Origin of the sequence: Actinoallomurus sp. NPDC050550 (genome assembly GCF_040655075.1) — a bacterium.
In the GTDB taxonomy this organism is placed as follows: Bacteria; Actinomycetota; Actinomycetes; order Streptosporangiales; family Streptosporangiaceae; genus Actinoallomurus.
The window spans coordinates 23,282-49,054 of the sequence record NZ_JBFAJC010000075.1 but is presented as its reverse complement, the minus strand read 5'-3'; the positions used below and the strand labels follow the sequence as shown (position 1 = coordinate 49,054).

Here is a 25,773-nt window from a genome sequence, read left to right as displayed (position 1 = left end):
GAGGTGTACATCGGGTTGGAGGAGGCGGCTTCTCGGATCCGGTCGTATGAGGTGCAGTTCGTGCCGGGGTTGTTGCAGACGGAGGATTATGCGCGGGCGGTGACGTTGCTGGGGCATCCGGATGCGCCGGGTCATGAGATCGAGCGGCGTGTGGGGTTGCGGATGCGGCGTCAGTCGTTGTTGCGGGGGGAGGATCCGCCGCATTTTTGGGCGGTGGTGGATGAGGCGGCGTTGCGGCGGCCGTTGGGTGGGGCTGCGGTGATGCGGGGGCAGTTGGAGTATTTGATCGAGGTGACGGAGTTGCCGCATGTGACGTTGCAGGTGGTTCCGTTTCATCTGGGTGGGCATGCGGCGGCGGGTGGTCCGTTCAGTATTTTGCGGTTCGCGGAGCCGGATTTGCCGGATGTGGTGTATCTGGAGCAGTTGACGAGTTCGTTGTATCTGGATAAGCGCGATGATGTGGACAATTATCTGGCGGTGATGGAGCGGTTGTGCATCGACGCCGAGCCCGCCACCCGCATCCGCGACACCCTCGGCCGCATCCTCAAGGAGCTGTGAGGCCAGGGCCGGGCTAGAAGCCCATCTCTAGGGCTTGCGCCCGACGCCGCCCAGCATCCACACCTTCTCCGGCGAACGCACCTCCAACGGGTTCTCGGGGCGCCACTGCCGGAGATAGACGAGCCCGGGATCGACCAGTTCGAAGCCGTCGAAGAACGGCAGCACCTGGTCGCGCGTCCGTGCGGCGTTCTCGCCGGGCCGCTCCAGGATCGCCCGATAGATGTCCTCGATCGGATCGACGATGTCCGGGTGGGTATCGAAGACGACGTGAGAGATCGCCAGGTGACTCCCTGACGGAATCGCGTCACGCAGCCAGGCGACGCTCTTGAACGGATCATCCGAATGCGGGATGAAGTGCAGCGCGCCGCATATCACGATGGCCACCGGACGCTCGAGGTCGATGAGTCCGCGCCGCCGGCACTCGGCGAGGACCTCCTCCGCGTGGAGGACGTCGCCCTCCACGACCGCCGTCCGCGGGTTGTCGACCAGGATCGCCCGCGCGTGCGAGAGGACGACGGGGTCCTTGTCGACGTAGACGATCCGCGAGTCGGGCGACACCGACCGGGCGACCTCATGAGTGTTGCGCTGCGTGGGCAGCCCGGATCCGACGTCGATGAACTGCTCGATGCCCTGCTCGGCGAGGAACCGCACCGCGCGCCCCAGGAACGCCCGGTTCTCCACGGACATATCCTTGATCTCGGGCGCGATCGCGAGCAAGTCGTCGGCGGCCTTCCGGTCGACGGCGAAATTATCCTTCCCGCCGAGGAAGTAATCGTTCATTCGGGCGATATTGGGAACGTTCGTGTCCACATCGGCCAGGCCACGCCGGGGCACGTAGGTCACATCTCACCCTTCCAGGATTTATGTGGATCTTACTCTGCCAGCGACACTCGGTTGATTCAACAGTGCGCGGTGTGTTCGGCCCTGCCGTGGACGGCCGGGGGACGTGTCCGGAGGCGCGGTCGGCCACCGCGGGGCACGTCCGGTACCGGCTTCGACGGCGCGTTCGGTGCCGATGGGCTGCCGCACTTCAGGGCCGTCATCGTCGGCGGCACGTCGGCGCCGTCGTCAACGGCCCGCAGCGCGACGGCACCGAGCGTCCGGACCCGGCGCGGCTCAACAGGTGCTCCAGGCGCCCGGTCCGTACGGCCTCCGCCGCCCAAGGGCCGGCGACGCCGGCCTGAGACGCAGTCGGCGGCTGCGGTATGTCCCGGTCGTCGTCAGGGGCCTGCGGCGTGTTCGGCTTCGTCGGCACGGCGGCGGGCGTCCTCGGCCGTACGCGCGGCGCGCTCGTACTCGCGGTCGGCGATCTGAGCGTGCCGGCCGGTCTCGGCATGCTCCGCCTCTGCGGCCTTCACCTGTTCTCGTAGCTCCCGCAGCCGCCGTTCGGCATCGACCAGGGCCTTCCGGGCGGCGTCGCGCTCGGATCGCCACTCGGCGAGAGCACGCTCGGCCTCCTCGGCCCGTCGTGCGGCGGCCCGTGCCTCTTCCTTCAGCCGCCGGGCGCGGATGCGCGGGTCCTCCTTGGGCTCGGCCGCCTTCCTGCGATGCGTGACCGACGGCGCGACGGCGCCGAGCGGCCCGAACCCGGCGTGGCTCAACGGGTGCTCCAGGCGCCCGGTCCGTACGGCGTCGGCCGCCGAAGGGTCGGCGATGGCGGCATGCAAGGTGTCCTCCACCTCGCGGGCCTGGGTCTCGCCCAGCGGCCGGCCCGCCTCTTCGGCCAGCTCCCGCGCCCGGCGCACCAGCCCGTCCACCAGGGGGCCGCGTTCGCGCTCCGGCTCGCCTACGTCGCCGCCGGACGACCACGCCTCGCGCATCCGCTCGCCCAGCTCGAGCAGCGGCGTGACCGCCCCGTCGCGGACCAGCTGGTTCACCGCCCACGCCGACACCGTCGGACGGCGAAGCGCGGTCAGGCGGCGGGCGTCCTCCCGGGACAGTTCCCCGGCCAGCAGCTTCCGTGTGGCGGTGAACTCGGACGAGGGGACACCGTAGAGCCGGTCGGCAGCGTTCTCGAAGTCCACCTCCTCATGATTCCCCGCGTAAAGACGACACAAGATGTCTGCTTTCGCTGCGAGCATCCCCGGCACACGGAAAGGGGAGAGGTATGACGTTGAAGGGGAAGGTCGCACTGGTCGCCGGGGGCACCCGGGGTGCGGGCCGGGCGATCGCCGTCGAACTCGGCAGGACGGGCGCCACTGTGTACGTCACCGGGCGGACGACGCGCGAGCGGCGTTCGGAGGTCGGACGGCCCGAGACGATCGAGGAGACGGCCGAACTGGTGACGGCGGCGGGCGGCGACGGCGTCGCCGTGGCCGTGGATCACCTGGAACCCGACCAGGTACGCGCCCTCGTCGAGCGGATCGACCGGGAGCACGGTCGGCTCGACGTGCTCGTCAACGACATCTGGGGCGGCGACGTGTACCTCAGGTTCGGGCGGCGGCTCTGGGAGCAGCGGCTGGAGGACGGGCTGCGGATGCTGCGGCTCGGCATCGACACGCACGCCATCACGAGCCATTTCGCACTGCCACTGCTCATCCGCCGGCCGGGCGGCCTGGTCATCGAGATGACGGACGGGACCGCCGAGTTCAACGCGTCGTACCGCGCCGACGTCGGGTTCTTCTACGACCTGGTCAAGGTCTCCGTGCAGCGGATGGCGCTGGCCCAGGCCGAGGAGCTGCGCGCGTTCGGGGGCACGGCGGTGGCGGTCACGCCCGGCTGGATGCGGTCCGAGGCGATGCTCGAAATCTACGGCGTCACCGAGGAGAACTGGCGGGACGCGACGGCGAAGGAGCCGCACTTCTGCGTCTCCGAGTCGCCGACGTACGTCGGCCGGGGTGTCGCGGCGCTCGCCACCGACCCCGACGTCGGCCGGTGGAGCGGTCAGACGCTCTCCAGCGGCGGACTGGCGAAGGTCTACGGCTTCACCGACGCCGACGGCACGCGGCCGGACGCCTGGCGGTACATCACCGAGGTGCGAGAGGCCGGCCGGCCCGCCGACGACACCGGCTACCGCTGAGGCGCCTTGTCCGGCATCGGCCAGTCCGGCATCGGCCATCGGCCCGGCGCAGGCCGGGTCGTGGCCGACGTCGGGCGCTCCGCCTCATCGGCACGAGGGATCCTCTCCGGTGGCGTCCGTCGCTATTCCGTTTCACGAGGCGTTCCGCCGGGGGCGTCGTACAGACGGTTCATGCGGTCGGCGGCGTCCGCCAGGAGGGCGCGCAGCTCGGGCGGTTCGAGGACCTCCGCCTCCGGGCCGAGGCGGAGGATCTGGGAGTAGGCGACCTCGACCGACTCGACGGGCAGGACCACCGTCACCCGGTCCTGCTCGTCGGGGGCGCTCGCCGAGGCCATGGTGTCGGGCAGCGCGGCAGGATCCGCGACGTACCGCAACACCCGCAGCCCCGCGGGTGTCAGCCGCAGCGTGGCGCGCGTCCTGAGCAGCGAGCGCTCGAAGGCCTCCGCCCGTTCGTCCCAGAACGCCGCCAGGTCGAAGTCCTCATCGCGGACGAAGCCGTCCTCGCCGCGGCGTACGTCCTCGAAACGGTCCACGCGGAACACCAGGAACCGGTCCGCGACACCTGTCTCCCCGCTCAACCGACTCGGACTCTCCCCAACCAACCGACCCCGGCCGACGGTGTACCAGACGCCGGCCTTGAGTACCAGGCCGTACGGCTCGAGGGAGTGGTCGGTGACCCGATCGCCGCGCCGGTAGCGGGCCGAGACGACGCGGTCGTCCCACACGGCCTGGGACAGCTCCGGCAGCAGCGGTGGGCGGTCCGCGACGCGGAACCACGCGGGGGCGTCCAGGTGGAAGCGTTGGGCGGCCGTCGCGGAGGCGTCGCGCAGCTCGGGCAGCAGCGCCGCCGAGACCTTCAGCCGGGCGGCGAGCGCGGCGTCGCCCAATCCCATGTCGCGTAGCGGACCGGGCACCCCTGACAGGAACAGCGCCTCGGCCTCCGCCCGGCCCAGCCCGGTGAGCCGGGTGCGGTAGCCCTCGAGCAACCGGTAGCCGCCGCCCCGGCCGCGGTCGGCGTACACCGGGACGCCCGCCTCCGCGAGCGCCAGCATGTCGCGGGCGATGGTGCGCTCGGAGACCTCGAGCCGCCGCGCCAGCTCGCCGGCGGTCATCGACTCCCGGTTCTGCAGCAGGAGGACGAGGGAGATCAGCCGGGCCGCCCGCACCTTAACCCTCGTCGTCGAAGCGGAGGGCCGAGGCGTTCTCCTGGGCCATGCGGCGCAGGGCGAGGAGGACCCGCTCGTACAGGACGTTGGTGGCGACGGCGGTCTGCACCGCCGTCTCGCGGTCCTCGTCGAGCGACAGCGCGCCGACCTCGTGGTCCGCGATGAGCTCGGCGGCCTCGATGTACGGGCGGAGGTCGTTCAGGACGATCGGCAGGCCGAGCCGGCGCAGGGCGACGAAGGCCTGGGCGAGGAGGTCACGGGTCGGGGCGTTCGGCAGCACCCGCCAGCCGAGCTCGGCGACGACCGCGTCGACGTCCTCTCGCGCGGCCCGCCAGTCGGGGTCCTCGGGGTGTGGTTCGGCCCCGGGGCCCAGGGCGTACTGGGCCGTGCCGAGCAGCTCGTGCAGCGGGATGTCCTCGTCGTCGACGGCAGCGACGATCTGCTGGACGGACGCGATCGGCAGGTCGCCCACCTCCCGGAGGGCCTTGATCAGCCGGAGCCGATCGAGATGACGGCCGTCGTACTCCGCCCTGGTCGCCGCGGTGGCCGTGCCCTTCGGGAGGAGGCCCTCCCGGATGTAGTACTTGATCGTCTGGACCGGCAGCCCGCTCCGATCGCTGAGCTCAGAGATCTTCATGTGCCCCCCTTGGCTGGATACTATCGCTATCCAATTTTGGAGGGCGTCGCTATCCAACAGGTCGCCGTGGCCGATGGCGTCGCCTCGCGGAAGCCGTACGGGAGGGGCCGGCCCGGGGCCGGTTCAGGCGTCCGTCGCCGGGCCGGGCCGCTCGCCGCCGGCGTCGCCGGGGGTGCTGCTCGCCGCCGGCCGGGGGCCTCAACGTCTTCGGCGCCATCCTCCCAGCGGAGGCCGCCGGTTTCGGCGGCGGCATGTCCGGAATCACAACCATTCCGGCTCATGATCTTCTGCCGTGGCTGTGCTGTGCTGAGGTGCTCCCTGAGATGCGAGGTGCGCCGCAGCGATCTGGCCGAGTGAGCGGTGAGCCGTCCGGTCCCCGCTCTTCTGATTCCCCGAGCTCTCTTGTCGTCCCGAAGTCTTTCGTCCACTCCGGATATCGATCCGGATACCGAGTAAGGAATTAGGCTGTCGTGACCGACATGTCGCACAGCACCGAAGGCACGCGCAGCGATGCTGGAGCGGATGCCGTCGCCGTTCTCGACATGCTCAGCGGCCTCGTCGTCGCCCAAACGCTGCGCGCGTTGGCCGTGCTGCAGATCCCCGATCACCTCGCCGACGGCGCCCTGACGGCCGAAGAGGTGTCCGAACGCGAGGGCAGCCATCCGCAGGCCACCTACCGCCTGATGCGTGCGGCTGCCGCGCTGGGGGTGCTGAGCTACGAAGGGAACCGCCGCTTCGGGCTCACCGGGCGAGGTCGGCTGCTGCGCACGGGCGTGCCGGGCTCCCTGCGCACTCAGGTGCTGGTCCAGACCGGACACGCGCACTGGCAGTCCTGGGCGCACTTCCCCGAGGCGGTGCGCCAGGGCGCCAGTCAGACGAAGGAAGCGTTGGGCGCGGACATCTGGGAGTACTACGCGCGGCCGGAGAACGCAGAAGAAGCGGCGCGGTTCGCCGAGGCCATGGGGGACATGTCCAGCGTGGTGGCGCAGGGCGCCGTGGCCGCGTTCGACGCCACCGGCGTGTCCACCGTCGTTGACGTCGGCGGTGCCGACGGTCACTTCATCCTGGCGTTGATGGCGGCCGACTCCCAGCTGCTCGGACAGGTGCTCGACCTGGCCCACAGCGTTGAGGGCGCCCGCCAGAACGCCGCCAAGCACGGTGTGGCCGCCCGCTTCTCCGCCACGGCGGGCGACTTCTTCGACGAGGTCCCACCCGCGGACCTCTACCTACTGAAGACGATCCTGCACGACTGGGACGACGACCAGTGCACGACCATCCTGCGCAACTGCCGGTCCGCGGTGAACTAGGGAGGGCGCGCACTGGTCGTGGAGCTGGTCATCGGTGAGATCGGCAAGCCCGACTTCACCTCCCGGGGGGACATGGCCATGCTCGCCATGACCAACGGGATGGAACGTGACCTGGATGAATACGACGCCCTCTTCGCGGCTTCGGGCTGGCGCCGCGTAAGGACGTACCCGGTGGGAGCCGGCTACTTCGGCCTGGAACTCCTCGCGGTCTGACGATCAGGGGCGGGGTGCTGAGACGGACCTGTCCGCGGGCTCGGCCGTGCCGATGCGCCCCGCCACACCTTCCCCGTGACCGGGGAGACCTGAGCGCGGCCGACGCCCGGCACGGCCGCGCCGGGCGTCGGCCGCCCGACGTGGGCGTGGGGCTCTGGGGCCTGTCTCGAAGTCCCGCTGTCCTACTGCGCGGTGTCCAGGCGGCGCCTCGCCGCGTTGTCGTCGGTCGCCGGCCAACACCGGGCCGACTCCCTCCTCCGCCTTGCGAGGCACCACCTGGACACCGCTCGCTACGGACGGGGACCTCGAGACAGGCCCTAGCCGCGGCGCATCGACTCGGAGATCTTCTCGGCGGCGGCCAGGACGGGGGGCGCGTGCAGCCGCCCGGGGCCGCGCGTGAGGCGCTCGATCGGCCCGGAGACCGAGATCGCGGCGATCACCCGGCCGCCGGTGCCCCGGATCGGGGCGGACACGGAGGCGACCCCCTGCTCGCGCTCGCCGACGCTCTGCGCCCAGCCCCGGCGTCGTACGGAGGCGAGCGTCGTGGCGCTGAACTTCGCGCCGCGCAGCCCCCGGTGCAGGCGGTCGGGCTCCTCCCAGGCGAGGAGGATCTGGGCGGCGGAGCCCGCCGTCATGGGCAGCGCGCTGCCGACCGGGACGGTGTCGCGCAGCCCGCTCATCCGCTCGGCCGCCGCCACGCACACGCGTACGTCGCCCTGCCGCCGGTAGAGCTGCGCGCTCTCGCCGGTCAGGTCGCGCAACTGGGTCAGGATCGGCTGGGCGACGGCGAGGAGCCGGTCCTCGCCGGCCGCGGCGGCCAGCTCGGCCAGCCGGGGGCCGAGGATGAACCGGCCCTGAGTGTCGCGGTGGACCATGCGGTGGTGCTCCAGCGCGACGGCGAGCCGGTGGGCGGTGGGCCGGGCCAGGCCGGTCGTCTGCACCAGCTGGGCGAGCGAGGCCGGGCCGGCCTCCAGGGCGTTCAGGACGAGAACGGCTTTGTCCAGCACGCCGACTCCGCTAGAGTTGTCCATGCTTCGATACTGCCGTCTCGCAATCTGAGATGCAAGTCGTGAGCAGAGGAGTAAGAGACCCGGAAGAGGTGGAGTGATGGGCCGAACACTGGCGGACAAGGTTTACGACGCGCACGTCGTACGGAGCGCCGAGGGCGAGCCGGACGTCCTCTACATCGATCTTCACCTCATCCACGAGGTCACCAGCCCGCAGGCCTTCGACGGCCTGCGCATGGCGAACCGCACGGTCCGGCGCCCGGACCTGACGATCGCCACCGAGGACCACAACGTCCCGACCACCGACATCCTCAAGCCGATCGCCGACCCGGTGTCGCGCACCCAGGTCGAGACGCTGCGCAAGAACTGCGCGGAGTTCGGCGTCCGCCTGCACCCGATGGGCGACGCCGGTCAGGGCATCGTGCACGTCATCGGCCCGCAGCTGGGCCTGACCCAGCCGGGCATGACGGTCGTCTGCGGCGACTCGCACACCTCCACGCACGGCGCGTTCGGCGCGCTGGCGTTCGGGATCGGCACCAGCGAGGTCGAGCACGTCCTCGCCACCCAGACGCTGCCGCAGCGCAAGCCCAAGATGATGGCCGTCACGGTCAACGGCGAGCTGCCGTACGGCGTGACCGCCAAGGACCTCATCCTGGCGATCATCGCGAAGATCGGCACGGGCGGTGGCCAGGGCCACATCATCGAGTACCGCGGCGAGGCGATCCGGTCGCTGTCGATGGAGGGCCGCATGACGGTCTGCAACATGTCCATCGAGGCCGGCGCGCGCGCCGGCATGATCGCGCCGGACGAGACGACCTTCGCCTACCTCGAGGGTCGCCAGAACGCGCCCTCCGGCGCCGACTGGGCGGCCGCCAAGGAGTACTGGCGGTCGCTGCGCACCGACGACGACGCGACGTTCGACAAGGAGGTCGTCATCGACGCCTCCGAGCTCACGCCGTTCGTCACCTGGGGCACCAACCCCGGCCAGGGCGCTCCGCTGGCGTCGAGCGTGCCGGACCCGGCCTCGTTCGCGGAGTCGACGCGCCGCTCCGCCGCCGAGCGGGCCCTGGAGTACATGGGCCTGACCGCGGGCACCCCGCTGCGCGACGTCGCCGTCGACACCGTCTTCGTCGGCTCCTGCACCAACGGCCGGATCGAGGACCTGCGCGCGGCGGCGGAGGTGATCAAGGGTCGCAAGGTCGCCGACGGCGTGCGGATGCTCATCGTGCCGGGCTCCATGAAGGTCAAGGCGCAGGCCGAGGAGGAGGGCCTGAACGAGGTCTTCAAGGCCGCGGGCGCCGAGTGGCGTGAGGCGGGCTGCTCGATGTGCCTGGGCATGAACCCCGACCAGCTCAAGCCGGGGGAGCGCAGCGCCTCGACCTCCAACCGCAACTTCGAGGGCCGGCAGGGCAAGGGCGGCCGCACCCACCTGGTCTCGCCCGCCGTCGCCGCCGCCACCGCCGTCACCGGGCGCCTGACCGCCCCGGCCGACCTGTAACGGAGCCAGCCATGGAAGCCTTCACCACGCACACGGGCCGCGCCGTGCCGCTGCGGCGCGACAACGTCGACACCGACCAGATCATCCCGGCGGTCTGGCTCAAGCAGGTCAGCCGTACCGGCTTCGAGAGGGGCCTGTTCGCCGCCTGGCGCGAGGACCCCGGCTTCGTCCTGAACCGGCCGGAGTACCAGGGCGCGTCGATCCTCGTCGCCGGGCCCGACTTCGGCACCGGATCGTCGCGCGAGCACGCCGTCTGGGCGCTCCAGCAGTACGGCTTCCGCGCCGTCGTGTCGGCCCGCTTCGGCGACATCTTCCGCAACAACGCCACCAAGATGGGCCTCCTGCCGATCGAGCTGCCCGAGGAGACCGTCGAGCGACTCCAGGACCAGATCGAGGCGAACCCGGCCAAGGAGTTCACCATCGACCTGGAGCGCCGCGAGCTGCGCTCCGACGAGGGCGTGCAGACGTTCGAGATCGACGACTACACGCGCTGGCGGCTGCTGGAGGGCCTGGACGACATCGGCCTCACGCTCCGTAACGCCGACGCGATCACGACCTACGAGCAGAACCGGCGGCCCTGGCTCCCAGTGACGGCCTGATCGCCCGCGTCCGTACGGTAGGAGGGGCCGGCAGCGTTCGCTGCCGGCCCCTCCTGGCGTCCGAGACCCGGCGTGCCTCCACGGGAAGCAGGTGACGAAGTGTGATGATGGCAACAACACGCGGCCCGGACTGGGACGACCCGGAGCTGAACGCCCTTGCCCGTCGGCTGCGTGAGGCGCACACGCGCGTGGCCGACCTTCCGGTTGCGCTCAAACCCCGCCTGACCAGGCAACTCTTGCTGATAACCGATCTTGCCAAGCGAGATCCGGCACTTGCGATCAAGCGTCTCGAATCCTTCATGATCGAGCTCGACGACGATGAAAACGTTCCTTGAATGGCTCTTCAACCTGCGACACAGCCGAAAACATCGGCCATGGGTGATTGTGTAGATGGCCCAAGGTCCCCTAGTTTCGAGCGAGCAAGGGGGAAGAGGAGCAAACCCATGAACAAACGCGAACTCGTCGATGCGATCGCCGAGCGAGTAGGTAGCAAGAAAGCGGCGACCGAAGCCGTCGACGCGATCCTGGACACCATTCAGGAGACCGTGGCCAAGGGTGAGAAGGTGGCCATCACCGGTTTTGGATCTTTCGAGAAGGCCGATCGGCCGGCTCGAGAGGCCCGCAACCCGGCGACCGGCGCCACGATCAAGGTGCCCGCGACCTCGGTTCCGAAGTTCAAGGCCGGTTCGGATTTCAAGAACCTCGTGGCCGGAGCCAAGAAGAAATAACGGTCCATCGACGGCGCCCGGCGAGACATGCGTCTCCCGGGCGCCGTCGTGGTCGTTGGTGAGAAGAAGCGGCTCAGGGCAGGGGGAACGTCGACAGCGTGACGACCGTGACGCGGTCGCCCTCGACCGCCAGGTTGACCCGCTGCCCGAACCTCAGCAGCCGCAGGCCGCCGGCGTCGAACGCCGCCGCGTCGAAGGCCATCTCGCTCCCGTCGTCCAGCAGCACACTGCCGGTCCGCGTCTCGGCGTCGTACGCCTTCACCGTCCCCTGCATGCCGGACAGACTAATCCGTACGGCGGGGCGGTCACCCGGCGCCGACCGGCAGCAGAGGGGCCACGGAGGCCGTGCGCGGCCCGACGCCGAGCGCCAAGGCGGCCCGCAGGTCGTCGATCGTGTCGACGTCCTGGCGCACGCTGAGGACGTCGTCCAGCAGCAGTTCACGCGCGCCGAGCTCCCGGTGCCGGGCACGGGAGTCCGTCCCGAAGGCGGGGTCGAACACCGCCCCGGGCCGTGCCGTGTACAGCGTCGTACCGGCGCCCGCGAGATCGGGGAGGAACGCGTTCGGCGCCTCCTCGGCGGCCTCCAGCACCCGATCCAGTTCGGCGGGCCGTAGGGCCGGCAGGTCGGCCGACATCGCGCCGACACCCCCGTCCGGGGCCAGCAGCCGCGCCCGCTCGACGCCGTGAACGAGGGCCGGGTTGAGTCCGGCGTCCGGCTCGTCGGGCACGATGTGCGCGCCGAGCGCCGCCAGCTCGGGGGCGGCGACCGGGTCGTCGGTGACCACCACGACCCCCCGCACCCGTGGGCAGCGCAGCGCGGCGGATACGGTGTCGGTCGCGATGGCGAGCGCGAGCCGTTCGCGATGCGGGCCCGCGGGGCCGGACAGCCGTGACTTCGCGCGAGCCAGCGGCTTGACCGGCACGACGAGCGTCCACGTGAAGCGATGGGTATCGGACATCGTGGGTCGACACTACGCGGAAGCACCCGCGACACTTGACGACACCCCGGCGTGACCGGGACGAAGTGAGGAGGAGGGCATGGATCATTCGCCCGTCTGGCGCGCGATCGTCGTGGGGATTCTGCGCCCGCTGCTGTTCACGCTGTTGAAGCGGGACTGGAAGGGGCAGGACAACATCCCGCGGAAGGGCGGAGTGATCATCGCCGTCAACCACCTGTCGTGGTCCGACCCCCTCGCCCTGGCCCACTTCATCTACCGGGCCGGTCGTTTCCCCGTCTACCTCGCCAAGGCCGGCGTGTTCAAGACCCCGGTGATCGGGCGGATCATCCGCCGGACCGGGCAGATCCCGGTGTACCGCGAGCGATCCGACGCGGCACTGGCCCTCCGTGACGCCGAGAAGGGCCTGCGCGGAGGCGAGTGCGTGATCTTCTACCCAGAGGGCACCTGCACCCGCGACCCGGACCTGTGGCCGATGGCCGGCAAGACCGGCGCCGCGCGGATGGCCCTCACCACCGGCGTCCCGGTGATCCCCGTCGCGCACTGGGGCGCGCACATCCTGTGGCCGTACGGCACGAAGAAGTTCCGGCCGTTCCCGCGCAAGACCATGCACGTCATCGCCGGTCCGCCGGTGGACCTGTCGAAGTACGAGGGCCGGCCCCTCGACACGGCGACGCTGAACGCCGCGACCGCCGACATCATGCGGGCGATCGCCGACCTGCTCGGCGAGCTGCGCGGCGAGCCCGCGCCGGAGAAGCTGTACGACCAGAAGGAGATCACTCGCGCCCGCCGCGCCGCCGAGAAGGGCGATCCGGCCGAGGCCGACGCAAGCCGCACGGATGAGGCGGAGGCGAGCCGCACGGACGACGCCGACGCGAGCCGTACGGACGAGGCGGGCGACGCGGCCGAGCCGGCCGGTACGGCCAAGGCCGACGCGGCCGACGCGGCCGACGTTGAGGCGAGCCGTACGGTTGAGGCGGAGGCGAGCCGTACGGACGAGGCGGGCGACGCGGCCGAGCCGGCCGGTACGGCCAAGTCCGAGGCGAGCGGCGCGGCCGACGCCGACGCCGAGGGAAGCGACACGGGCAAGGAGGCCAAGGCCTCTTGAAGATCGCGGTATTCGGGGCAGGATCATGGGGCACCGTCTTCGCCAAGGTGCTGGCCGACGCGGGCGGTGACGTCACGGTGTGGGGGCGCCGAGCCGAGCTGGTCGAGGCGATCAACGAACGACGGGAGAACCCCGACTATCTCCCGGGCGTACGCCTCCCCGACCGGCTGAGGGCCACCACCGAGGTCGCCGAGGCCCTGGACGGCGCGGCGTACGTCATGCTGGCCGTCCCCGCCCAGACGCTCCGCTCGGGGCTGGCGGAGTGGCGGCCGCTGATCCCCGCCGACGCGGTGCTGGTGAGCCTGATGAAGGGCATCGAGCTGGGCACCTGCAAGCGGATGAGCGAGGTCGTCCGTGAGGTGGCGGACGTGCCGGAGGAGCGGGTGGCGGTCGTGACGGGCCCGAATCTCGCCCGTGAGATCGCTCTTGAGGAGCCGTCCGCCGCCGCTGTGGCGTGCGTCGACGAGCCGACCGCGCAGAAGTTGCAGCTCGCCTGCATGACCCCCTACTTCCGCGCGTACACGAACCATGACGTCATCGGCTGCGAGCTCGGCGGCGCGGTCAAGAACGTCATCGCCCTGGCCGTCGGCATCGCGGCCGGCATGGGCATGGGCGACAACGTACGGGCGCTGCTGATGACCCGCGGCCTGGCGGAGATCGCCCGGCTGGGGGCGGCGCTCGGCGCGGACCAGCACACGTTCGCGGGTCTGGCGGGCATGGGCGACCTGGTCGCGACGTGCAGTTCGCCGCTGTCGCGGAACCGCACGTTCGGCGAGAACCTCGGGCGCGGCATGAGCCTGGAGGAGGTCGTCAAGGTCACCAAGCAGACGGCCGAGGGCGTCAAGTCCTGCGACGCGATCCTCGAGCTGGCGCGGCGGCACGGCGTGGAGATGCCGATCACCGAGGGCATCGTCGCGGTCATGCACGGCGGGCTGAGCCCGAAGGATGCCGGCCGGTTGCTGATGTCGCGTACTCCGAAGCCCGAACGGTACGGGGTCTAACCCAAGGGCTCCTCTTTCCCCTGAAACGGGGATCAACGTCATGAGGCGAATGCCGCTAAGGTCGGTGGACCCGACTGTCGGTGCAGGTGAGAAGAGGTGGGGTCGATGAGCAGGATGCGGGTCGCCGTCGTCTTTGGCGGACGTAGTTCGGAACATGCGATCTCGTGTCTTACCGCGGGCAGCGTGATGGCGGCCATCGATCAGGACCGTTACGAGGTCATCCCGATCGGCATCGCGCGCGACGGCCGCTGGGTCCTCGCCTCCGGGCAGCGCCTCGCCATCGAGGACGGCCGCCTGCCGGAGGTCGCCGAGAACGGGCTGCCGCTGGCGCTGCCGTTCGACCCGGAGAGCCGGGGCCTGGTCGTCGTGGAGCCGGGCGAGGTGCCGCGCACGCTCGGCGAGGTCGACGTGGTGCTGCCGCTGCTCCACGGCCCGTACGGCGAGGATGGGACGATCCAGGGTCTGCTGGAGCTCGCCGGGGTCCGTTATGCCGGGGCGGGGGTGTTCGCCAGCGCCGCCAGCATGGACAAGGAGTACATGAAGGCGATCTGGCGCGGCTGCGGCCTGCCCATCGGCCCGTACGTCGTCGTCAGGGACCGGCAGTGGCGGCGCGAGCGCAAGCAGGTCGTCGACGAGATCAAGGAGCTGGGCTGGCCGGTGTTCGTGAAGCCGGCCCGCGCCGGGTCCAGCATGGGCATCTCGAAGGTCGAGTCCGAGGACGAGCTCGAGGCCGCGGTGGAGGTCGCGCGCGAGCACGACCCCAAGGTGATCGTCGAGGCCGCCGTGCCGGGTCGCGAGATCGAGTGCGGTGTGCTCCAGGGGCTCGACGACGATCCGGCCGAGGCGAGTCTGCCCGCGGAGGTACGGGTCGGCTCCGGCCACGAGTACTACGACTTCGAGGCCAAGTACCTCGACGAGGGCCTGACCCTCGACATCCCGCCGGAGCTCCCGGCCGCCGTGATCGACGAGGTCCGAAGGCTGTCGGTCCAGGCCTTCGACGCGCTGAGCTGCGAGGGACTCGCCCGGGTGGACTTCTTCTACACCCCGGACGGCCGGCTGATCCTCAACGAGATCAACACGATGCCGGGCTGTACGCCCGCCTCGGCGTTCCCGAAGATGTGGGCGGCGACGGGCCTGGACTACCCGGCCCTGGTCGACCGCTGGATCCGTACGGCCCTGGCCCGTCCGCTCGGCCTGCGTTAGCCCTGCGCGGGCCCGCTCGCGGCCTTCCCGGCCGGAACGGTGACGGACTGCCCGTCTCCGGTTCTTACACCGCCGCATCCCGCCGGCCGTTGTGGATCACGCCTGGAATGCGATGATCAGGGTGCCGTAGGAGACGGCGAAACGGTTTCCGGCGGCCGCGACGTAGGTGTAGGGGTTCTGGGCTCGCGTGGCGGGGAAGACGTAACGCCAGCGTGGCGTGCCGGTGGTGGGGTCCCATCCGGACAGGCCGGCTTCGGGGTCCTTGCCGTACGGGGAGATGACGAGGCCTCCGTTGATCGTCAGCGGTCCGAGTGGGATTCCCGGTATCTCGGCCTGCCAGCGCAGAGCGCCGGTCTTCGCGTCGATCGCGCTGATCTTCGGTTCGTCGACGTAGACGGTGCCGTTGCGCACCGTGACCGATTCGACGTCGTTATCCGGGTCGCCGGCAAAGGCCCACCGTTGGCTTCCCGTGGCGGCGTCCAGGGCGTAGAGGTATGCGCCGGTGGCGTAGACGGTGTCCGCGTCGATGACGAGTGGGCGTTTGGCGACGCTGGCGTCGGTGCGGGCGCGCCATCGTTCGGTGCCGTCGGTCGCGGTGTGGGCGTGGACGGTGCCGGAGGCGTCGGTACGGAAGACCAGGCCTCCGGACGGGGGGACGGTGATCTGGTCTTCGTGCTGGTGGGGGATCCGCCACCGGGCGCTGCGGGCGTCGGTGTCGATGGCGACGAGCGCTTCGTCGTTGTCGCCTGTGCCGTGGCAGAAGACCAGTGAGCCCCGTACGCCCAGCACGCGGTCGATGATGTCTTGTCCGGCCCGGATCGAGGCCCGTACTTCACCGGTGGTGACGTCGAGCACGCGCAGACCCGGGGCGTCCACCAGTGAGCCCACCGGGGTGTATAGCGTGTCGCCGGCTGCGGCGACGGGCAGGGGGTCCAGGGGGCGGGGAGCGCCGGGGAACGGATAGCCCGCACTCCATCGGCGTGCTCCGGTACCCATGTCGAGGCCGGTCAGCGTGAAGCCGTCCTGGAAGATCAGGACGCCTTGTGCGATCATGGCGGGTCCGTCGTGGGCGATGTTCAATTCCCACAGCCGGCGCAGTGTGATCGTCGGCTGGGCGGACGGGCGAGGCCGGTGTCGTGGCCCGCGGGCCGCCCAGGAGACCGCGCCGGCCGCCACGGTCGCGCCGATGGCCAGGCCGCCGATGAGGAACCCGCGCCGGCCGAACCTGCGGTCGGCGACGGTGGCCGTGCCGCGTACGGCATCGGTCCGCGCGGAGACTTCGGCCACCACCGGTTCGGGCAGCCACTCGGCCGAGGCGGGTGGAGCGTTCGTACCGGGGAGGAACAGGCCGGGCAGCTGCCGTACGGGGGGCCGCTGGGCGGGATCGCGGTGCAGGCACGCGGAGAGGAGGTCGCGTAGCGGGTCCGGGACGCCGTCCATATCCGGGTCCTCACGGCCGACGCGGTAGACGAGGGCCTCGACGGCGCCGTCGCCGAAGGGCGGGCGTCCGGTGGCGGCGAAGGCGAGGCAGGCCCCGAGGGAGAACACGTCGCTCGCCGGTTCGACCCGGTCGGCCGCGGCCTGTTCGGGGGACATGTAGCCGGCCGAGCCGAGGACCACTCCGGTCGCGGTCAGTGCCGAGTCGTCGACCGCCCGGCTGATGCCGAAGTCGATCAGGCGTGGCCCGTCGGCGGCCAGCAGGATGTTGCCCGGCTTGAGATCACGATGCACCAGCCCGGCGGCGTGCACGGCGGCCAGCGCCTCGGCGAGGCCGGCGCCGAGCGTGCGCACGGTCTGCTCCGGCAGCGGGCCGTGCCGCCGCACCGCATCCCGCAGCGACGGGCCCGGCACGTACGCGGCGGCGAACCAGGGCGGCGAGCCGTCCGGGTCGGCGTCCAGGACCGGTGCCGTGTAGGCACCGCTCACCCGCCGCGCGGATGCGATCTCCCGTCGGAACCGCGCACGGAAGTCCGGATCATCGGCGAGATGGGCATGGATGACCTTGACGGCGACCAACCGGCCGGCACGGGAACGGGCCAGATACACCGAGCCCATACCGCCCTGCCCGAGCGGGCTGATCAGCTCGTACGGGCCGACGGTCGAGGGAACCGCGAAACGAGGTGGCATCGTCATCCTTGGAAAGCCAGCAGCCGTCGGCCGTCGAACGCGTACACCCGGGTCTCGTCGGCGTGCAGATCCCACTGGGTCCGGGTGTCATTGGGCACGCGGTAGGTCCATCGGATCCGGCCGTCGGCCAGGTTCAGGGCCGCGAATCCAGCCGTGGCCTGCGCACCGGGCGCGAGCGGTATGGCGACGAAGGACCGCGCCCGCGGCTGCGGCGCCGTGACGCTCGGCGGGCCGGTCAACCGCGTCCGCCAGCGGATCCTGCCGGTCGAGGCGTCCAGGCCGCTGACGACGTTCTCGTCGCCGACGCAGACGACACCCCCGGCGACCGTGAGCACGGTCGGCCAGCGCCCGCCGAACCCACCGGTCGTCCACAGCCGCGCACCGGCACCGCCGGCCAGAGCCGTGACCGCATCGGAGGTACGCATGAAGACGGTCGTCTCCGAGGCCGCGACCGCCTGGAAACCCCGGTCGTACGGGGCCTGCCACGCCGGCCGCCCACTCAGCGCATCGAGCGCGTACACCATGTCGTCCGTCACGACGAGGCAGCGCCCGGCCACTAACACCACCGAGAACGGCGAGGACGCCGACGGCGGCCGGTACCGCCAGCGTTCGCGTGCGCTCGGCAGGTCGACGGCATACAGGGACGGAGGCGACCCGCCGAGGGTGGTGGAGTACATGATCGACTTGGCCACGCCCTCGAGTTCGAAAGGACCGGTACCGGGCGGGGTGATCACCCAGCGGTGCCGTCCCCGGTCGAGGTCACAGGCGGCCAGCTCCTGGCGCTGGTTCGCGGCGTACACGATGTTCCCGGCCACGTCGACCGAATCGAAGCCGCTGGGGTCCGGAGTCGTCCATCGCCGTGCACCGGTCGCGGTATCCAGACAGCACAACCGGGACGACTCTCCCAGCACGAGAGCATCCGGGGCTACCGCGGTCGGCAACTTCAGACTCGATAGAACGTCCGGAACGTAGATCCAGAGCGGCCGCGGCCCCTGCGGTGTGCCCACGACGCCCGCTCTGACGCTCCGCGGCTGCGGGTGATGCCCGTCCCGCGTGAACCACGCGGTGACGCCGGCCGCGGTGATCGCCCCGACTCCGGCGGCGGTCATGCCCAGGACCCGGCGGCGGCCGTGCTCCGGCGGGTCCGCGCGGGTCGGCTGCACATCCCGCGGTGGCTCGGACGTTCGCGACGGCGACCCCGCCAGCAAAGCGGCGACCTCATGCGCCCGAGCCGAGATCTCCTGACGGATCGGCGGCGGCCACCATTCCGCGGGCCGTGCCCCGGCAAGCCGTTCCACGAGCGCGGCCGGGCTGGGTCGCCGGGCCGGATCCTTGTCCAGACACGCGGCCACCACGCCCAGCAGCGCGCCGGGAACCCCCTCAAGCCGCGGCCGGCCGTGCATGACGCGATCGAGCACCGCGGGGACCGACCCCGTGCCGAACGGCGGCGCCCCGGTCGTCGCGTACACCAGGATCCCGCCGAGTGCGAACACGTCCGTCGCGGGGCCGACGCGCCGCCCGGACGCGGCCTGTTCCGGCGACATGTACGCGGCGGTACCGATGAGCGCACCACTGCGCGTGATCGAGGTGCCGTCAGGCGCCCGGCTGATGCCGAAGTCGATGACTTTCGGGCCGTCCTCCGCGAGTAGCACGTTCGCAGGCTTCAGGTCGCGGTGAACCACGCCCGCGCCGTGGATGCCGACCAGCGCCTCGGCGAGCGCCGCCCCCAGCGCCCGCGCCCCGGGCTCGGCCAGTGGACCGTACGCGCGCACCGCCTCGTCCAATGCCGGCCCGGCCACATAGGACGTGGCCAGCCATGGTGTGGGTCCGGTCATGTGGGCGTCGACCACCGGCGAGGTGAACACCCCACCGACCGCGCCGGCCGCCTCCACCTCTCGCCGGAAACGCACCAGAAATCGCTGGTCGCCACAGAGATCGGGCCGTATCACTTTAACGGCCACGGCACGCGCCCCCGGCGACCGTCCCAAATAGACACGCCCCATGCCGCCGCTGCCCAGCACGGCCAGCAACCGGTACGGGCCAACCAACGGTGGATCGCGGCTTTCCAACGGTTTCAGACCGACTCCCACCGAACGTGATCGTATCACCAGCAATGATCGCCGCTTTTCTACGGCCTAACTCGGGAATGCGGCATGCAGGAATTTCATTTTTCTTGCCTGCTCGAAGCCGCACCAGAACGACGTCAGCAACGGCTTCCAGGTGCTGGGGTTCAGCGCCGGCCCCGGCCTCGTACGGTGCTCCGCCGTCGGGCGTTCACCCCGTGGCGGGGCCGCGGGACGTCTGACCACGGTGAACGTCCGTTGACGGCGGTTTAAGCGGCGTGAAACCACACCGAAACAGCCCCAAGTGCAGGATTGAGGTGTTCCGAAGCCAGCGATCGAAGGGACCGAAACGATGCTGTTCACGCCCGCCGCTCCGGTCCCGACCGTCCGCTCCATGCCTGGACGCGATCGCTGGCACCCGGAGATCCCGCCCGTCGCCGAGCTGATCGCGGGCGGCTCCGTGCGAATGGAGTGCGAGGGCGGCGACCTGCTGTGCGGCCCGGTCGGAGTGGTCGGCGCGGAGCCCGGCGACCTCCTCATGATCGAGGTCCTCGCGATCGGCCGAACGGACGGCCGCCCCGCGACCGCCGCGCACCCGGGCATCCTCGGTCTCGCCCCCTCCCACGCGATGCTGCGGGACCCCGCCGGGGATCCGGCCGGAGCGGTCCTCGGCCGCATCGCACCGGCCACGGCCGAGCACGCCCGTGTCGCGGCGTACGCCGAGCGGACCAGGGCCTCCTGCCGGGCCTTCACGCCACGGGCGCAGATCCTGCTGCCGGTGCACGTCGCCGGGGCCCGCATCTCAGTGGGGGATCTGCACTTCCCCGAGCGGGGCCGCTGCCGCACCACGGACGGGTGGATCGACCTGCGGATGCACCTGACCAAGCGGGGCGTCGAACGTTTCCGGGTGACCGAACCGGTGCTGATGCCCCTCACGACCAGTTCTCTCGACGCGACGGTCGCGGGCCTGACCGCCGACGTCGCCTGAAGGCTTCGCGCGGAGGGCGCGAAGGAGGAGGTGAGTGCCTAGCGGATAGCGTTCGGATACCGTCAGGAGGCACCGACGCCGGGGGGAGCGATTCGTCTCCCGCTCCCCCCGGCGTTTCCTGTGCGCGGCGTCCAAGAAGGAGCCCGGGGTCGTCCGCGCGCTCCTTGATGTGGGTGCGGACCCGCGGCGGGCACTCGGACGCCGCCCGTCAATGACGCGCAGTTGAAGGAGGCGAAGGCCGGCGGCACCACGCTGCTCGGCTTCAATGAACCGGACATGGCCGGTCAGGCCAACATGTCCGTCGAGCAGGCGCTCGCGCTGTGGCCCCGGCTGCAGGCCACCGGCATGCGGCTCGGTGCCCCGGCGGTCGCCTTCGGCGCCGACCGGCCCGGTGGCTGGCTCGACCGCTATGCCTGGTTCACCCTGTCCACCAAGACGAGCCCGACCGGCCTGTACACCGGCGCCAACGCCAACGCCTCCGGTGCCGCCTACCGCGACGCGGCGTGACGTCGGCCACCTCGGCGCGGGCTTGACCGGCGAGCCTCGTGGGAAACGGGACGTCGCGGTGTCCCGGCGGCTCCGCCGGGGCACCGGAGGTCATGGGTCAGCGGCTGCTGTGGAAGGTGACGGTGAAACCGCGGCAGGCCGCGCATTGATACATGACCTGGTTCCCCGGTTCGGTGTCGTGCTTGGACCAGGCGTACGCCTTGGGGCAGTGGGCCTGGATCATGTTGCTGTAGGTGGTCTTGGCGTCCCGGTTGGGGCTTACGCAGTTGAGCGGTGAGCCGTCGGGCCGGCGCTGCAGGTCTTCGGCCGGGCAGTACGGGAGCAGGTTCTTCGAGCAGCCCGCCGAGCCGCACGGTGCCGTGGCGTTCACCGGGTCGATGGTGATCGGCAGGGAGAACGCGTTGACGTAGCTGACGTCGTACCAGGGCGCGAGGCGGTCGGCAGAGTCGAAGTTGAACTCCGCGAGGCCGGCGGGCTGCTCACCGGTGGTGCAGTGGTCGGCGAAGACTCCGCAGTCGCCCACCCGGCAGTGGAAGTTGGCCCCGGAGGTTCCGGTGCAGTCTTGCCGGGCGAAGAACTTGCCACGCCAGTGGCCGGGTGCGCGGGTCTCGGGGATGGTCACCGTGGCCGACTGGCCGGGCCGCAAGGTGGGCAGGTGGGCGAAGCTGACCGAGCCGTCGGCGTTGACGGTGCTGCCGACCCAAAGAGTCTCGCCGGTCCGGTTCACGAAGGTCACCGTGTGGTCGGCGGCCGCTGCCCTGGCCGAGGTCGGCTGGGATCCCGCGGCCGTGATGCCCAGGCAGGCCACTGCGGCCGATACCAAGCGCACGAGGACGCCGATGCCGCGTTTACGCATGACAAATCTCCTCACAAAAAGGCGACGAATCGGCGCGATTCCCTGGAGGATTTTTCCGCACCGGCTCGTCAACGGATGTGTCTACCAGTGCAGTGTGGTCGGTGAGAGACGGGAATTCCTTACGGTGATGACCACGCCTTCGCAAGAATATTGTGGTCGCACCGCGAAGACCCGGGCGGGCGGGGTATGGCGGAACGGACGAGTTCTCGGGCCACTTGGCCCGCTCTTTCGCGAGGAGAAAGTGTGTTGATCAGACGAGCTCTCGCTGTTTTGACCGTAATCGCGGCGATGGGTGTGGTCTGCGCCGGCCGCACGATGCCCACCGCCTGGGCTGCTCCGGAATCGGCAGCCGCGAAGGCCGAAAGATTCGTGGTCAGCCAGGGCAATTTCGACCAGATGTTCCCGAGGCGGAACGGCTTCTACACCTACAACGGGCTGGTCTCGGCGATGAGCGCCTTCCCCGGATTCGCCAACACGGGCGGCGACACGCTCAAGAAGCGGGAAACGGCGGCGTTCCTGGCCAACGTCTCACACGAGACCGGTGGCCTGGTCCACGTCGTGGAGCAGAACACCGCCAACTACCCGCACTACTGCGATCGGAGCCAGCCGTACGGCTGCCCGGCCGGCCAGGCCGCGTACTACGGCCGTGGCCCCCTGCAGTTGAGCTGGAACTTCAACTACAAGGCGGCCGGTGACGCCCTTCACATCGACCTGCTCCACAATCCGTGGCTGGTGGAGCGGGACGCGACGGTCTCGTGGAAGACGGCGCTCTGGTTCTGGAACACGCAACGCGGCGCGGGCACCATGACGTCGCACGACGCGATGGTGAACCAGCGCGGGTTCGGCGAGACAATCCGCAGCATCAACGGAGCGCTCGAGTGCAACGGCAAGAACGTTGACCAGATGCAGCACCGCGTCAGTCTCTACCGGAGCTTCGCGGCAATCCTCGGTGTGGACCCGGGCGCAAATCTCACCTGCTGATCGACACGATTCCGCATGACCGACCGCCGCGAGCGCCCGCGAGGGCGGGCGGTGCTTCGCGCGTAGGGCGCGGAGACCGAAGGCACCGACGCCGGGGGAGTGACTCGTCTTCCGCTCCCCCGGCGTTTCCCGTGCGCGGCAGGTTCACTTGACGAAGCAGATCCAGCCGACGTACTTCTTGAACCCGCTGTTGGGGCTGAAGGCACCATGGTGCCCTCTTGACGGGACGATGCGCATCAACTTGAAGCGCTGATCATAGATCTTCATCCTGTATACGGTCCGGTTCTGATAGGAATTGACCGGATTGTAGCGGAGTGCGAACGCCGTGTTCCTAGTGCACTTGTTGAGAAAGAACTTGGGAACGATGGAAGTCATCGAGTGCTTGTAATAGGTGGTGTCGTAAACGCAGCCCGTTCCCCTCGGGCAGGTGATCGGTCCGCCCTTGGCCGCGACGCCGTCCGACTGTGCGGATGCGGCTCCGGCGCCGGCCACGATGGCCGAACCCGCCAACGCGGTCACCGTCAGGAGTTTGATGCCGTGTCTGGTCCTGCTGAGCAAGAGAGTTCCTTTCATGGGAGGTCGGGGGTCAGAAATCAGGGCTTGACGAAGCAGGCGTAGGCGACGTTTCCCTTGATCCCGCTCTTGGGGCTGAAGGCGCCGTGCACACCCCTTTGCGGGATGGTGCGGATCGTCTTCCCTCTCGAGTTGAGGAGCTTCACCTTGTACACGGTCCGGTTCTGATATGACACCGCCGGTGCTTGCAGACTCCACCTCTCGACCACATTGCACTTGTAGGGGTGCTTCTTCGTTGGCTTGTCGTACACCATCCCCCACCGGTAATACGTGTGGTCATAAAAGCAGGCGTTGCCTCGCGGGCAGGTGATCTCCCCGGTCCTGGCCGCGGAGACGCCCGACTTCGCGGCGGCGGGTGCGCCGTCTGCCGTCCTGGTCTGTGCCGACGCCGCTCCGGTGCCGGCCGCGACGGTCGCTCCCGCCAACGCGGCCGCCGTCAGGATTCTGATGCCGTGCTTGGTCATACTGAGCAAGGGAGTCCTTTCACTGCGGGAATCGCACTGCGCCGAGACCCGGCCGTCCCCGGGATTCACGGGCACGCTCACCCTGCCTGACCGCCCATCCCGGGAACAGAGCCGCCGGACCTAATTGCCGGGCGCTCGAATGGGACCGTGGATCCAGGAAGTCCTCATGTGGGCCGGCCGGTACGCCGGTCTCACAAGCCGTCATGCGGTATTGCATCGGGCGTGACCCGGAGATCGCCCAGTTGCTGGATCGCGACCTGGCTCGGCGGCTCGAGGCGCTCCGCGGTGTCATCGAGGTGGGGCGGCATGACGGGGGCATCATCTCCGCGCGGGATCCGGGCGATCTGGCCCGGTTCGTCAATGCCGTGATCGCCGGCATCCGCGTGGCCGCCCGAGGCGGCGCGGACCGTACCGCTTTGACGGCGATCGCGGCGACGGCGATGGACGCGCTGACGCCCGGCTCTCTCTGACGCGACGCGCCCGGCGGGGCCTGTTTCGGCGTGCCGTCGTTTTACACCGATCAATGCAAAACTCTTCGGGAGGCTTCCTGTGCCCCGTGCCGTCTATGTGCTGGCCCTTGGCATCTTCGCCATGGTGACCAGCGAGTTCGCCGTCGCCGGGCTGATGCCGCAGTTGGCCGACGGGCTGAACGTCACCATCTCGCAGATCGGCTATCTGATCACCGCCTTCGCGGTCGCCATGGCCGCCGGCGGCCCGTTCCTCACGCTCGGGGCGATGCGACTACGCCCGCGAGCGGCGCTCATGGTCCTGTTCGCGCTCTTCTCGGCGGGCAACCTCCTGGCCGCCGTCGCGGACTCCTACGCGCTTATGCTGGTGGCGCGCATCGTCACGGGCGTCGCCTCTCAGGCGTTCTTCGGGGTCGCCATCTCGCTGTCGGTGCGGCTGACCCGGCCGGAGGTGCGGGGCCGGGCGATCGCGGTGGTGATGAACGGCCTGATGGTCGGCACTCTGCTCGGGCTGCCGCTGTCCACCCTGAGAGCATCTGGGCTGGCGCGCCGCCTTCTGGGCCGTCAGCGCGCTGACCGTCCTCGCGGCGCTCGCCACCATGGCCGGCGTGCCCCGGGTCGAGCATGCGGAAGAGGGAGGCGAGGACGTCCGGCGGGACGTGCGGGCGTTCACGCGTCCCCGGCTGTGGCTGGCGCTCTCGACCAGCACGTTCATCATCGGTGCGACCTTCTCCGCGTTCAGCTATTTCACCCCGATCCTCACCCGGGTCACCGGTTTCGCCGCGGGCGCCGTCCCTCCACTGCTCATCGCGTACGGCGCCGCGACCGTGGTCGGCAACCACGTCGTCGGCCGCCTCGCCGACCGGCACGCACTCGGCGTCCAGCTGGCCGGCCTCGCGCTGAACGTCCTCTTCCTGACCGGCTTCGCCGTACTGGCCGGCCTGAAGATCCCCGCCGTCGTCTTCATGCTGGGCGTCGGTCTGGTGGGTGTCACCATGAACCCGGCGATGGTGACGCGTGTGCAGCGCGCCGGCAACGCCGGGCCGCTCGTGAACACCGTCCACTCCTCGTTCATCACCCTCGGCGTCATCGTCGGCTCCTCGGCGGGAGGAATGGCGATCGGCCACTTCGGCCTGCGGGCCCCGCTCTGGCTCGGCGCCGCCCTGGCCGCGTTCGGCATGATCACGCTCCTCCCCGCGCTGCGTACCACGTCCGGCATCGCCGGCGGATCCGTGGAGAGGACGACGGACCATCGGCCTGGCGGCCCGGGTATCAGGGCTCAGGAGGGTGACGCATGCGGCGGCGCTGCGGCCGCAGCGCCCACGACAGAACGGTCAGGGCGGTGAAGACGGTGAGCGGAACCAGCTCGCCGAGGGCGTAATCCCTGGTCAGATGGGAGGCGATGGCTCCGGTGTAGGTGAAGAAGGCGCCCGCGTAGGCCCATTCCTTGAGCAACGGGCGGCGCGGAACGACCAGGGCGATCGCGCCCAGCACCTTCCAGGTGCCCAGCAGCACCAGGAAATAGGACGGATAGCCAAGGTGCGTCACGACATCGCGCACGTACGGGATGCGCGCGATGTCCCAGCTGCCGCCCACTCCCATCTCACCCGCCACCAGGAGGGTGGCCGTCCAGTAGCCGATTGATCGATGGCGCGGGGATCCGCGCCGGCCGGCGACGGCCGGTGGGTCGATCGTCGTGTCCATGCCGACGTCCTCGTCTCGTCGATGCGGTGTCCGAGGTTGCCGC

Annotated in this window: 27 protein-coding genes and 2 pseudogenes; 16 read left to right on the top strand and 13 right to left on the bottom strand. The window is 70.3% G+C overall.

Annotated features, from left to right (window positions below; genetic code table 11):
• Positions 1–558: DUF5753 domain-containing protein (locus tag AB0I04_RS49985; RefSeq protein ID WP_360902188.1), on the top strand; the 558-nt coding region annotated here is incomplete at its 5' end.
• Between the two features lie 27 nt (positions 559–585).
• On the opposite strand, the gene AB0I04_RS49980 is transcribed toward AB0I04_RS49985, so the two are convergent.
• Both AB0I04_RS49980 and AB0I04_RS49975 read right to left on the bottom strand, forming a co-directional pair.
• A complete protein-coding gene (locus AB0I04_RS49980; protein ID WP_360902200.1) occupies positions 586–1,368 on the bottom strand; it encodes an SAM-dependent methyltransferase in 783 nt (260 codons plus the stop codon).
• 410 nt (positions 1,369–1,778) lie between these two features.
• Positions 1,779–2,582 (bottom strand): hypothetical protein, encoded by an 804-nt coding sequence (locus AB0I04_RS49975; RefSeq protein ID WP_360902185.1) that lies wholly within the window; start codon positions 2,580–2,582, stop codon positions 1,779–1,781.
• 83 nt (positions 2,583–2,665) lie between these two features.
• On the opposite strand from AB0I04_RS49975, the gene AB0I04_RS49970 reads away from it, so the two are divergent.
• A complete protein-coding gene (locus AB0I04_RS49970; protein WP_360902182.1) occupies positions 2,666–3,577 on the top strand; it encodes an SDR family oxidoreductase in 912 nt (303 codons plus the stop codon).
• A gap of 122 nt (positions 3,578–3,699) precedes the next feature.
• Here the strand turns inward: AB0I04_RS49970 and AB0I04_RS49965 are convergent, their stop codons facing one another.
• Together AB0I04_RS49965 and AB0I04_RS49960 are read right to left on the bottom strand one after the other, a co-directional pair.
• A complete protein-coding gene (locus tag AB0I04_RS49965) occupies positions 3,700–4,743 on the bottom strand; it encodes a WYL domain-containing protein (protein ID WP_360902179.1) in 1,044 nt (347 codons plus the stop codon).
• Between the two features lies 1 nt (position 4,744).
• Positions 4,745–5,380 carry a MerR family transcriptional regulator gene (locus tag AB0I04_RS49960; protein ID WP_360902176.1) on the bottom strand — a complete coding sequence of 212 codons (636 nt, stop codon included), beginning with the start codon at positions 5,378–5,380 and terminating at the stop codon, positions 4,745–4,747.
• A gap of 479 nt (positions 5,381–5,859) precedes the next feature.
• Between AB0I04_RS49960 and AB0I04_RS49955 the strand changes: the two are divergent.
• A pseudogene (locus tag AB0I04_RS49955) lies at positions 5,860–6,900 on the top strand (methyltransferase).
• A gap of 317 nt (positions 6,901–7,217) precedes the next feature.
• Here the strand turns inward: AB0I04_RS49955 and AB0I04_RS49950 are convergent.
• The gene (locus AB0I04_RS49950; protein ID WP_360902173.1) at positions 7,218–7,931 is read right to left on the bottom strand and encodes an IclR family transcriptional regulator; all 714 of its coding nucleotides are present in this window, start codon (positions 7,929–7,931) and stop codon (positions 7,218–7,220) included.
• A 76-nt stretch (positions 7,932–8,007) separates the two neighbouring features.
• On the opposite strand from AB0I04_RS49950, the gene leuC reads away from it, so the two are divergent.
• The 4 genes from leuC (at position 8,008) to AB0I04_RS49930 (ending at position 10,732) form a co-directional block, all read left to right on the top strand.
• Positions 8,008–9,405, top strand: coding sequence for a 3-isopropylmalate dehydratase large subunit (leuC, locus tag AB0I04_RS49945; protein ID WP_360902170.1), 1,398 nt, complete (start codon positions 8,008–8,010; stop codon positions 9,403–9,405).
• An 11-nt stretch (positions 9,406–9,416) separates the two neighbouring features.
• Positions 9,417–10,004, top strand: coding sequence for a 3-isopropylmalate dehydratase small subunit (leuD, locus tag AB0I04_RS49940; RefSeq protein WP_360902167.1), 588 nt, complete (start codon positions 9,417–9,419; stop codon positions 10,002–10,004).
• A 104-nt stretch (positions 10,005–10,108) separates the two neighbouring features.
• Complete coding sequence (locus AB0I04_RS49935; protein ID WP_360902197.1) at positions 10,109–10,339, top strand: hypothetical protein; 231 nt, start codon at positions 10,109–10,111, stop codon at positions 10,337–10,339.
• Positions 10,340–10,447: 108 nt separating this feature from the next.
• The gene (locus AB0I04_RS49930) at positions 10,448–10,732 is read left to right on the top strand and encodes an HU family DNA-binding protein (RefSeq protein WP_345443946.1); all 285 of its coding nucleotides are present in this window, start codon (positions 10,448–10,450) and stop codon (positions 10,730–10,732) included.
• Positions 10,733–10,805: 73 nt separating this feature from the next.
• Here the strand turns inward: AB0I04_RS49930 and AB0I04_RS49925 are convergent, their stop codons facing one another.
• Positions 10,806–11,006 (bottom strand): hypothetical protein, encoded by a 201-nt coding sequence (locus AB0I04_RS49925; protein WP_360902162.1) that lies wholly within the window; start codon positions 11,004–11,006, stop codon positions 10,806–10,808.
• A 31-nt stretch (positions 11,007–11,037) separates the two neighbouring features.
• Positions 11,038–11,691: a 2-phospho-L-lactate guanylyltransferase gene (gene cofC, locus AB0I04_RS49920; RefSeq protein ID WP_360902159.1), complete on the bottom strand. Its 654-nt coding sequence runs from the start codon at positions 11,689–11,691 to the stop codon at positions 11,038–11,040.
• Positions 11,692–11,770: 79 nt separating this feature from the next.
• Between cofC and AB0I04_RS49915 the strand changes: the two genes are divergently transcribed.
• The 3 genes from AB0I04_RS49915 to AB0I04_RS49905 all read left to right on the top strand — a co-directional run bounded on the left by AB0I04_RS49915 (position 11,771) and on the right by AB0I04_RS49905 (position 15,000).
• A complete protein-coding gene (locus AB0I04_RS49915; protein ID WP_360902156.1) occupies positions 11,771–12,796 on the top strand; it encodes a 1-acyl-sn-glycerol-3-phosphate acyltransferase in 1,026 nt (341 codons plus the stop codon).
• The gene (locus AB0I04_RS49910) at positions 12,793–13,797 is read left to right on the top strand and encodes an NAD(P)H-dependent glycerol-3-phosphate dehydrogenase (protein WP_360902153.1); all 1,005 of its coding nucleotides are present in this window, start codon (positions 12,793–12,795) and stop codon (positions 13,795–13,797) included. Before AB0I04_RS49915 ends, AB0I04_RS49910 begins: the two co-directional genes overlap by 4 nt.
• A gap of 105 nt (positions 13,798–13,902) precedes the next feature.
• Positions 13,903–15,000: a D-alanine--D-alanine ligase family protein gene (locus AB0I04_RS49905; RefSeq protein ID WP_360902150.1), complete on the top strand. Its 1,098-nt coding sequence runs from the start codon at positions 13,903–13,905 to the stop codon at positions 14,998–15,000.
• A gap of 96 nt (positions 15,001–15,096) precedes the next feature.
• On the opposite strand, the gene AB0I04_RS49900 is transcribed toward AB0I04_RS49905, so the two are convergent.
• Entirely contained in the window at positions 15,097–17,127 is a 2,031-nt protein-coding gene (locus AB0I04_RS49900) for a PQQ-binding-like beta-propeller repeat protein (RefSeq protein ID WP_360902147.1), read from the bottom strand.
• Between the two features lie 2 nt (positions 17,128–17,129).
• Complete coding sequence (locus AB0I04_RS49895) at positions 17,130–19,217, bottom strand: PQQ-binding-like beta-propeller repeat protein (RefSeq protein WP_360902144.1); 2,088 nt, start codon at positions 19,215–19,217, stop codon at positions 17,130–17,132.
• A 367-nt stretch (positions 19,218–19,584) separates the two neighbouring features.
• Between AB0I04_RS49895 and AB0I04_RS49890 the strand changes: the two genes are divergently transcribed.
• Both AB0I04_RS49890 and AB0I04_RS49885 read left to right on the top strand, forming a co-directional pair.
• Positions 19,585–20,178 carry an acetamidase/formamidase family protein gene (locus tag AB0I04_RS49890; protein ID WP_360902141.1) on the top strand — a complete coding sequence of 198 codons (594 nt, stop codon included), beginning with the start codon at positions 19,585–19,587 and terminating at the stop codon, positions 20,176–20,178.
• A 222-nt stretch (positions 20,179–20,400) separates the two neighbouring features.
• A complete protein-coding gene (locus tag AB0I04_RS49885) occupies positions 20,401–20,685 on the top strand; it encodes a glycosyl hydrolase (protein ID WP_360902138.1) in 285 nt (94 codons plus the stop codon).
• Between the two features lie 97 nt (positions 20,686–20,782).
• Here AB0I04_RS49885 and AB0I04_RS49880 read toward each other — a convergent pair whose 3' ends face one another.
• Positions 20,783–21,541: a thaumatin family protein gene (locus tag AB0I04_RS49880; RefSeq protein ID WP_360902135.1), complete on the bottom strand. Its 759-nt coding sequence runs from the start codon at positions 21,539–21,541 to the stop codon at positions 20,783–20,785.
• 288 nt (positions 21,542–21,829) lie between these two features.
• On the opposite strand from AB0I04_RS49880, the gene AB0I04_RS49875 reads away from it, so the two are divergent.
• Positions 21,830–22,522 (top strand): chitinase, encoded by a 693-nt coding sequence (locus AB0I04_RS49875; RefSeq protein ID WP_360902132.1) that lies wholly within the window; start codon positions 21,830–21,832, stop codon positions 22,520–22,522.
• A 144-nt stretch (positions 22,523–22,666) separates the two neighbouring features.
• Here AB0I04_RS49875 and AB0I04_RS49870 read toward each other — a convergent pair whose 3' ends face one another.
• Both AB0I04_RS49870 and AB0I04_RS49865 read right to left on the bottom strand, forming a co-directional pair.
• Entirely contained in the window at positions 22,667–23,041 is a 375-nt protein-coding gene (locus tag AB0I04_RS49870; protein WP_360902129.1) for a hypothetical protein, read from the bottom strand.
• Between the two features lie 74 nt (positions 23,042–23,115).
• Positions 23,116–23,559 (bottom strand): hypothetical protein, encoded by a 444-nt coding sequence (locus AB0I04_RS49865; protein WP_360902126.1) that lies wholly within the window; start codon positions 23,557–23,559, stop codon positions 23,116–23,118.
• A gap of 203 nt (positions 23,560–23,762) precedes the next feature.
• Between AB0I04_RS49865 and AB0I04_RS49860 the strand changes: the two genes are divergently transcribed.
• The 3 genes and pseudogenes from AB0I04_RS49860 (at position 23,763) to AB0I04_RS49850 (ending at position 25,372) form a co-directional block, all read left to right on the top strand.
• Entirely contained in the window at positions 23,763–24,029 is a 267-nt protein-coding gene (locus AB0I04_RS49860) for a hypothetical protein (protein ID WP_360902122.1), read from the top strand.
• Between the two features lie 121 nt (positions 24,030–24,150).
• A pseudogene (locus tag AB0I04_RS49855) lies at positions 24,151–24,495 on the top strand (MFS transporter); the annotation flags it as partial.
• Between the two features lie 67 nt (positions 24,496–24,562).
• Complete coding sequence (locus AB0I04_RS49850) at positions 24,563–25,372, top strand: MFS transporter (RefSeq protein ID WP_360902194.1); 810 nt, start codon at positions 24,563–24,565, stop codon at positions 25,370–25,372.
• Here AB0I04_RS49850 and AB0I04_RS49845 read toward each other — a convergent pair.
• Positions 25,299–25,730, bottom strand: coding sequence for a DoxX family protein (locus AB0I04_RS49845; protein ID WP_360902119.1), 432 nt, complete (start codon positions 25,728–25,730; stop codon positions 25,299–25,301). The genes AB0I04_RS49850 and AB0I04_RS49845 overlap by 74 nt on opposite strands.
• Positions 25,731–25,773 lie beyond the last annotated feature (43 nt).

What these genes read in the sequence shown, in the direction of transcription:
- AB0I04_RS49970 (WP_360902182.1), top strand. Translation starts at nt 2,666, where the DNA reads ATGACGTTGAAGGGGAAGGTCGCACTGGTCGCCGGGGGCACCCGGGGT.
- AB0I04_RS49960 (WP_360902176.1), bottom strand. Translation starts at nt 5,380, where the DNA reads ATGAAGATCTCTGAGCTCAGCGATCGGAGCGGGCTGCCGGTCCAGACG.
- AB0I04_RS49950 (WP_360902173.1), bottom strand. Translation starts at nt 7,931, where the DNA reads ATGGACAACTCTAGCGGAGTCGGCGTGCTGGACAAAGCCGTTCTCGTC.
- leuC (WP_360902170.1), top strand. Translation starts at nt 8,008, where the DNA reads ATGGGCCGAACACTGGCGGACAAGGTTTACGACGCGCACGTCGTACGG.
- leuD (WP_360902167.1), top strand. Translation starts at nt 9,417, where the DNA reads ATGGAAGCCTTCACCACGCACACGGGCCGCGCCGTGCCGCTGCGGCGC.
- AB0I04_RS49935 (WP_360902197.1), top strand. Translation starts at nt 10,109, where the DNA reads ATGATGGCAACAACACGCGGCCCGGACTGGGACGACCCGGAGCTGAAC.
- AB0I04_RS49930 (WP_345443946.1), top strand. Translation starts at nt 10,448, where the DNA reads ATGAACAAACGCGAACTCGTCGATGCGATCGCCGAGCGAGTAGGTAGC.
- AB0I04_RS49925 (WP_360902162.1), bottom strand. Translation starts at nt 11,006, where the DNA reads ATGCAGGGGACGGTGAAGGCGTACGACGCCGAGACGCGGACCGGCAGT.
- cofC (WP_360902159.1), bottom strand. Translation starts at nt 11,691, where the DNA reads ATGTCCGATACCCATCGCTTCACGTGGACGCTCGTCGTGCCGGTCAAG.
- AB0I04_RS49915 (WP_360902156.1), top strand. Translation starts at nt 11,771, where the DNA reads ATGGATCATTCGCCCGTCTGGCGCGCGATCGTCGTGGGGATTCTGCGC.
- AB0I04_RS49905 (WP_360902150.1), top strand. Translation starts at nt 13,903, where the DNA reads ATGAGCAGGATGCGGGTCGCCGTCGTCTTTGGCGGACGTAGTTCGGAA.
- AB0I04_RS49900 (WP_360902147.1), bottom strand. Translation starts at nt 17,127, where the DNA reads ATGCCACCTCGTTTCGCGGTTCCCTCGACCGTCGGCCCGTACGAGCTG.
- AB0I04_RS49890 (WP_360902141.1), top strand. Translation starts at nt 19,585, where the DNA reads ATGCCTGGACGCGATCGCTGGCACCCGGAGATCCCGCCCGTCGCCGAG.
- AB0I04_RS49880 (WP_360902135.1), bottom strand. Translation starts at nt 21,541, where the DNA reads ATGCGTAAACGCGGCATCGGCGTCCTCGTGCGCTTGGTATCGGCCGCA.
- AB0I04_RS49875 (WP_360902132.1), top strand. Translation starts at nt 21,830, where the DNA reads ATGGGTGTGGTCTGCGCCGGCCGCACGATGCCCACCGCCTGGGCTGCT.
- AB0I04_RS49865 (WP_360902126.1), bottom strand. Translation starts at nt 23,559, where the DNA reads ATGACCAAGCACGGCATCAGAATCCTGACGGCGGCCGCGTTGGCGGGA.
- AB0I04_RS49860 (WP_360902122.1), top strand. Translation starts at nt 23,763, where the DNA reads ATGCGGTATTGCATCGGGCGTGACCCGGAGATCGCCCAGTTGCTGGAT.
- AB0I04_RS49845 (WP_360902119.1), bottom strand. Translation starts at nt 25,730, where the DNA reads ATGGACACGACGATCGACCCACCGGCCGTCGCCGGCCGGCGCGGATCC.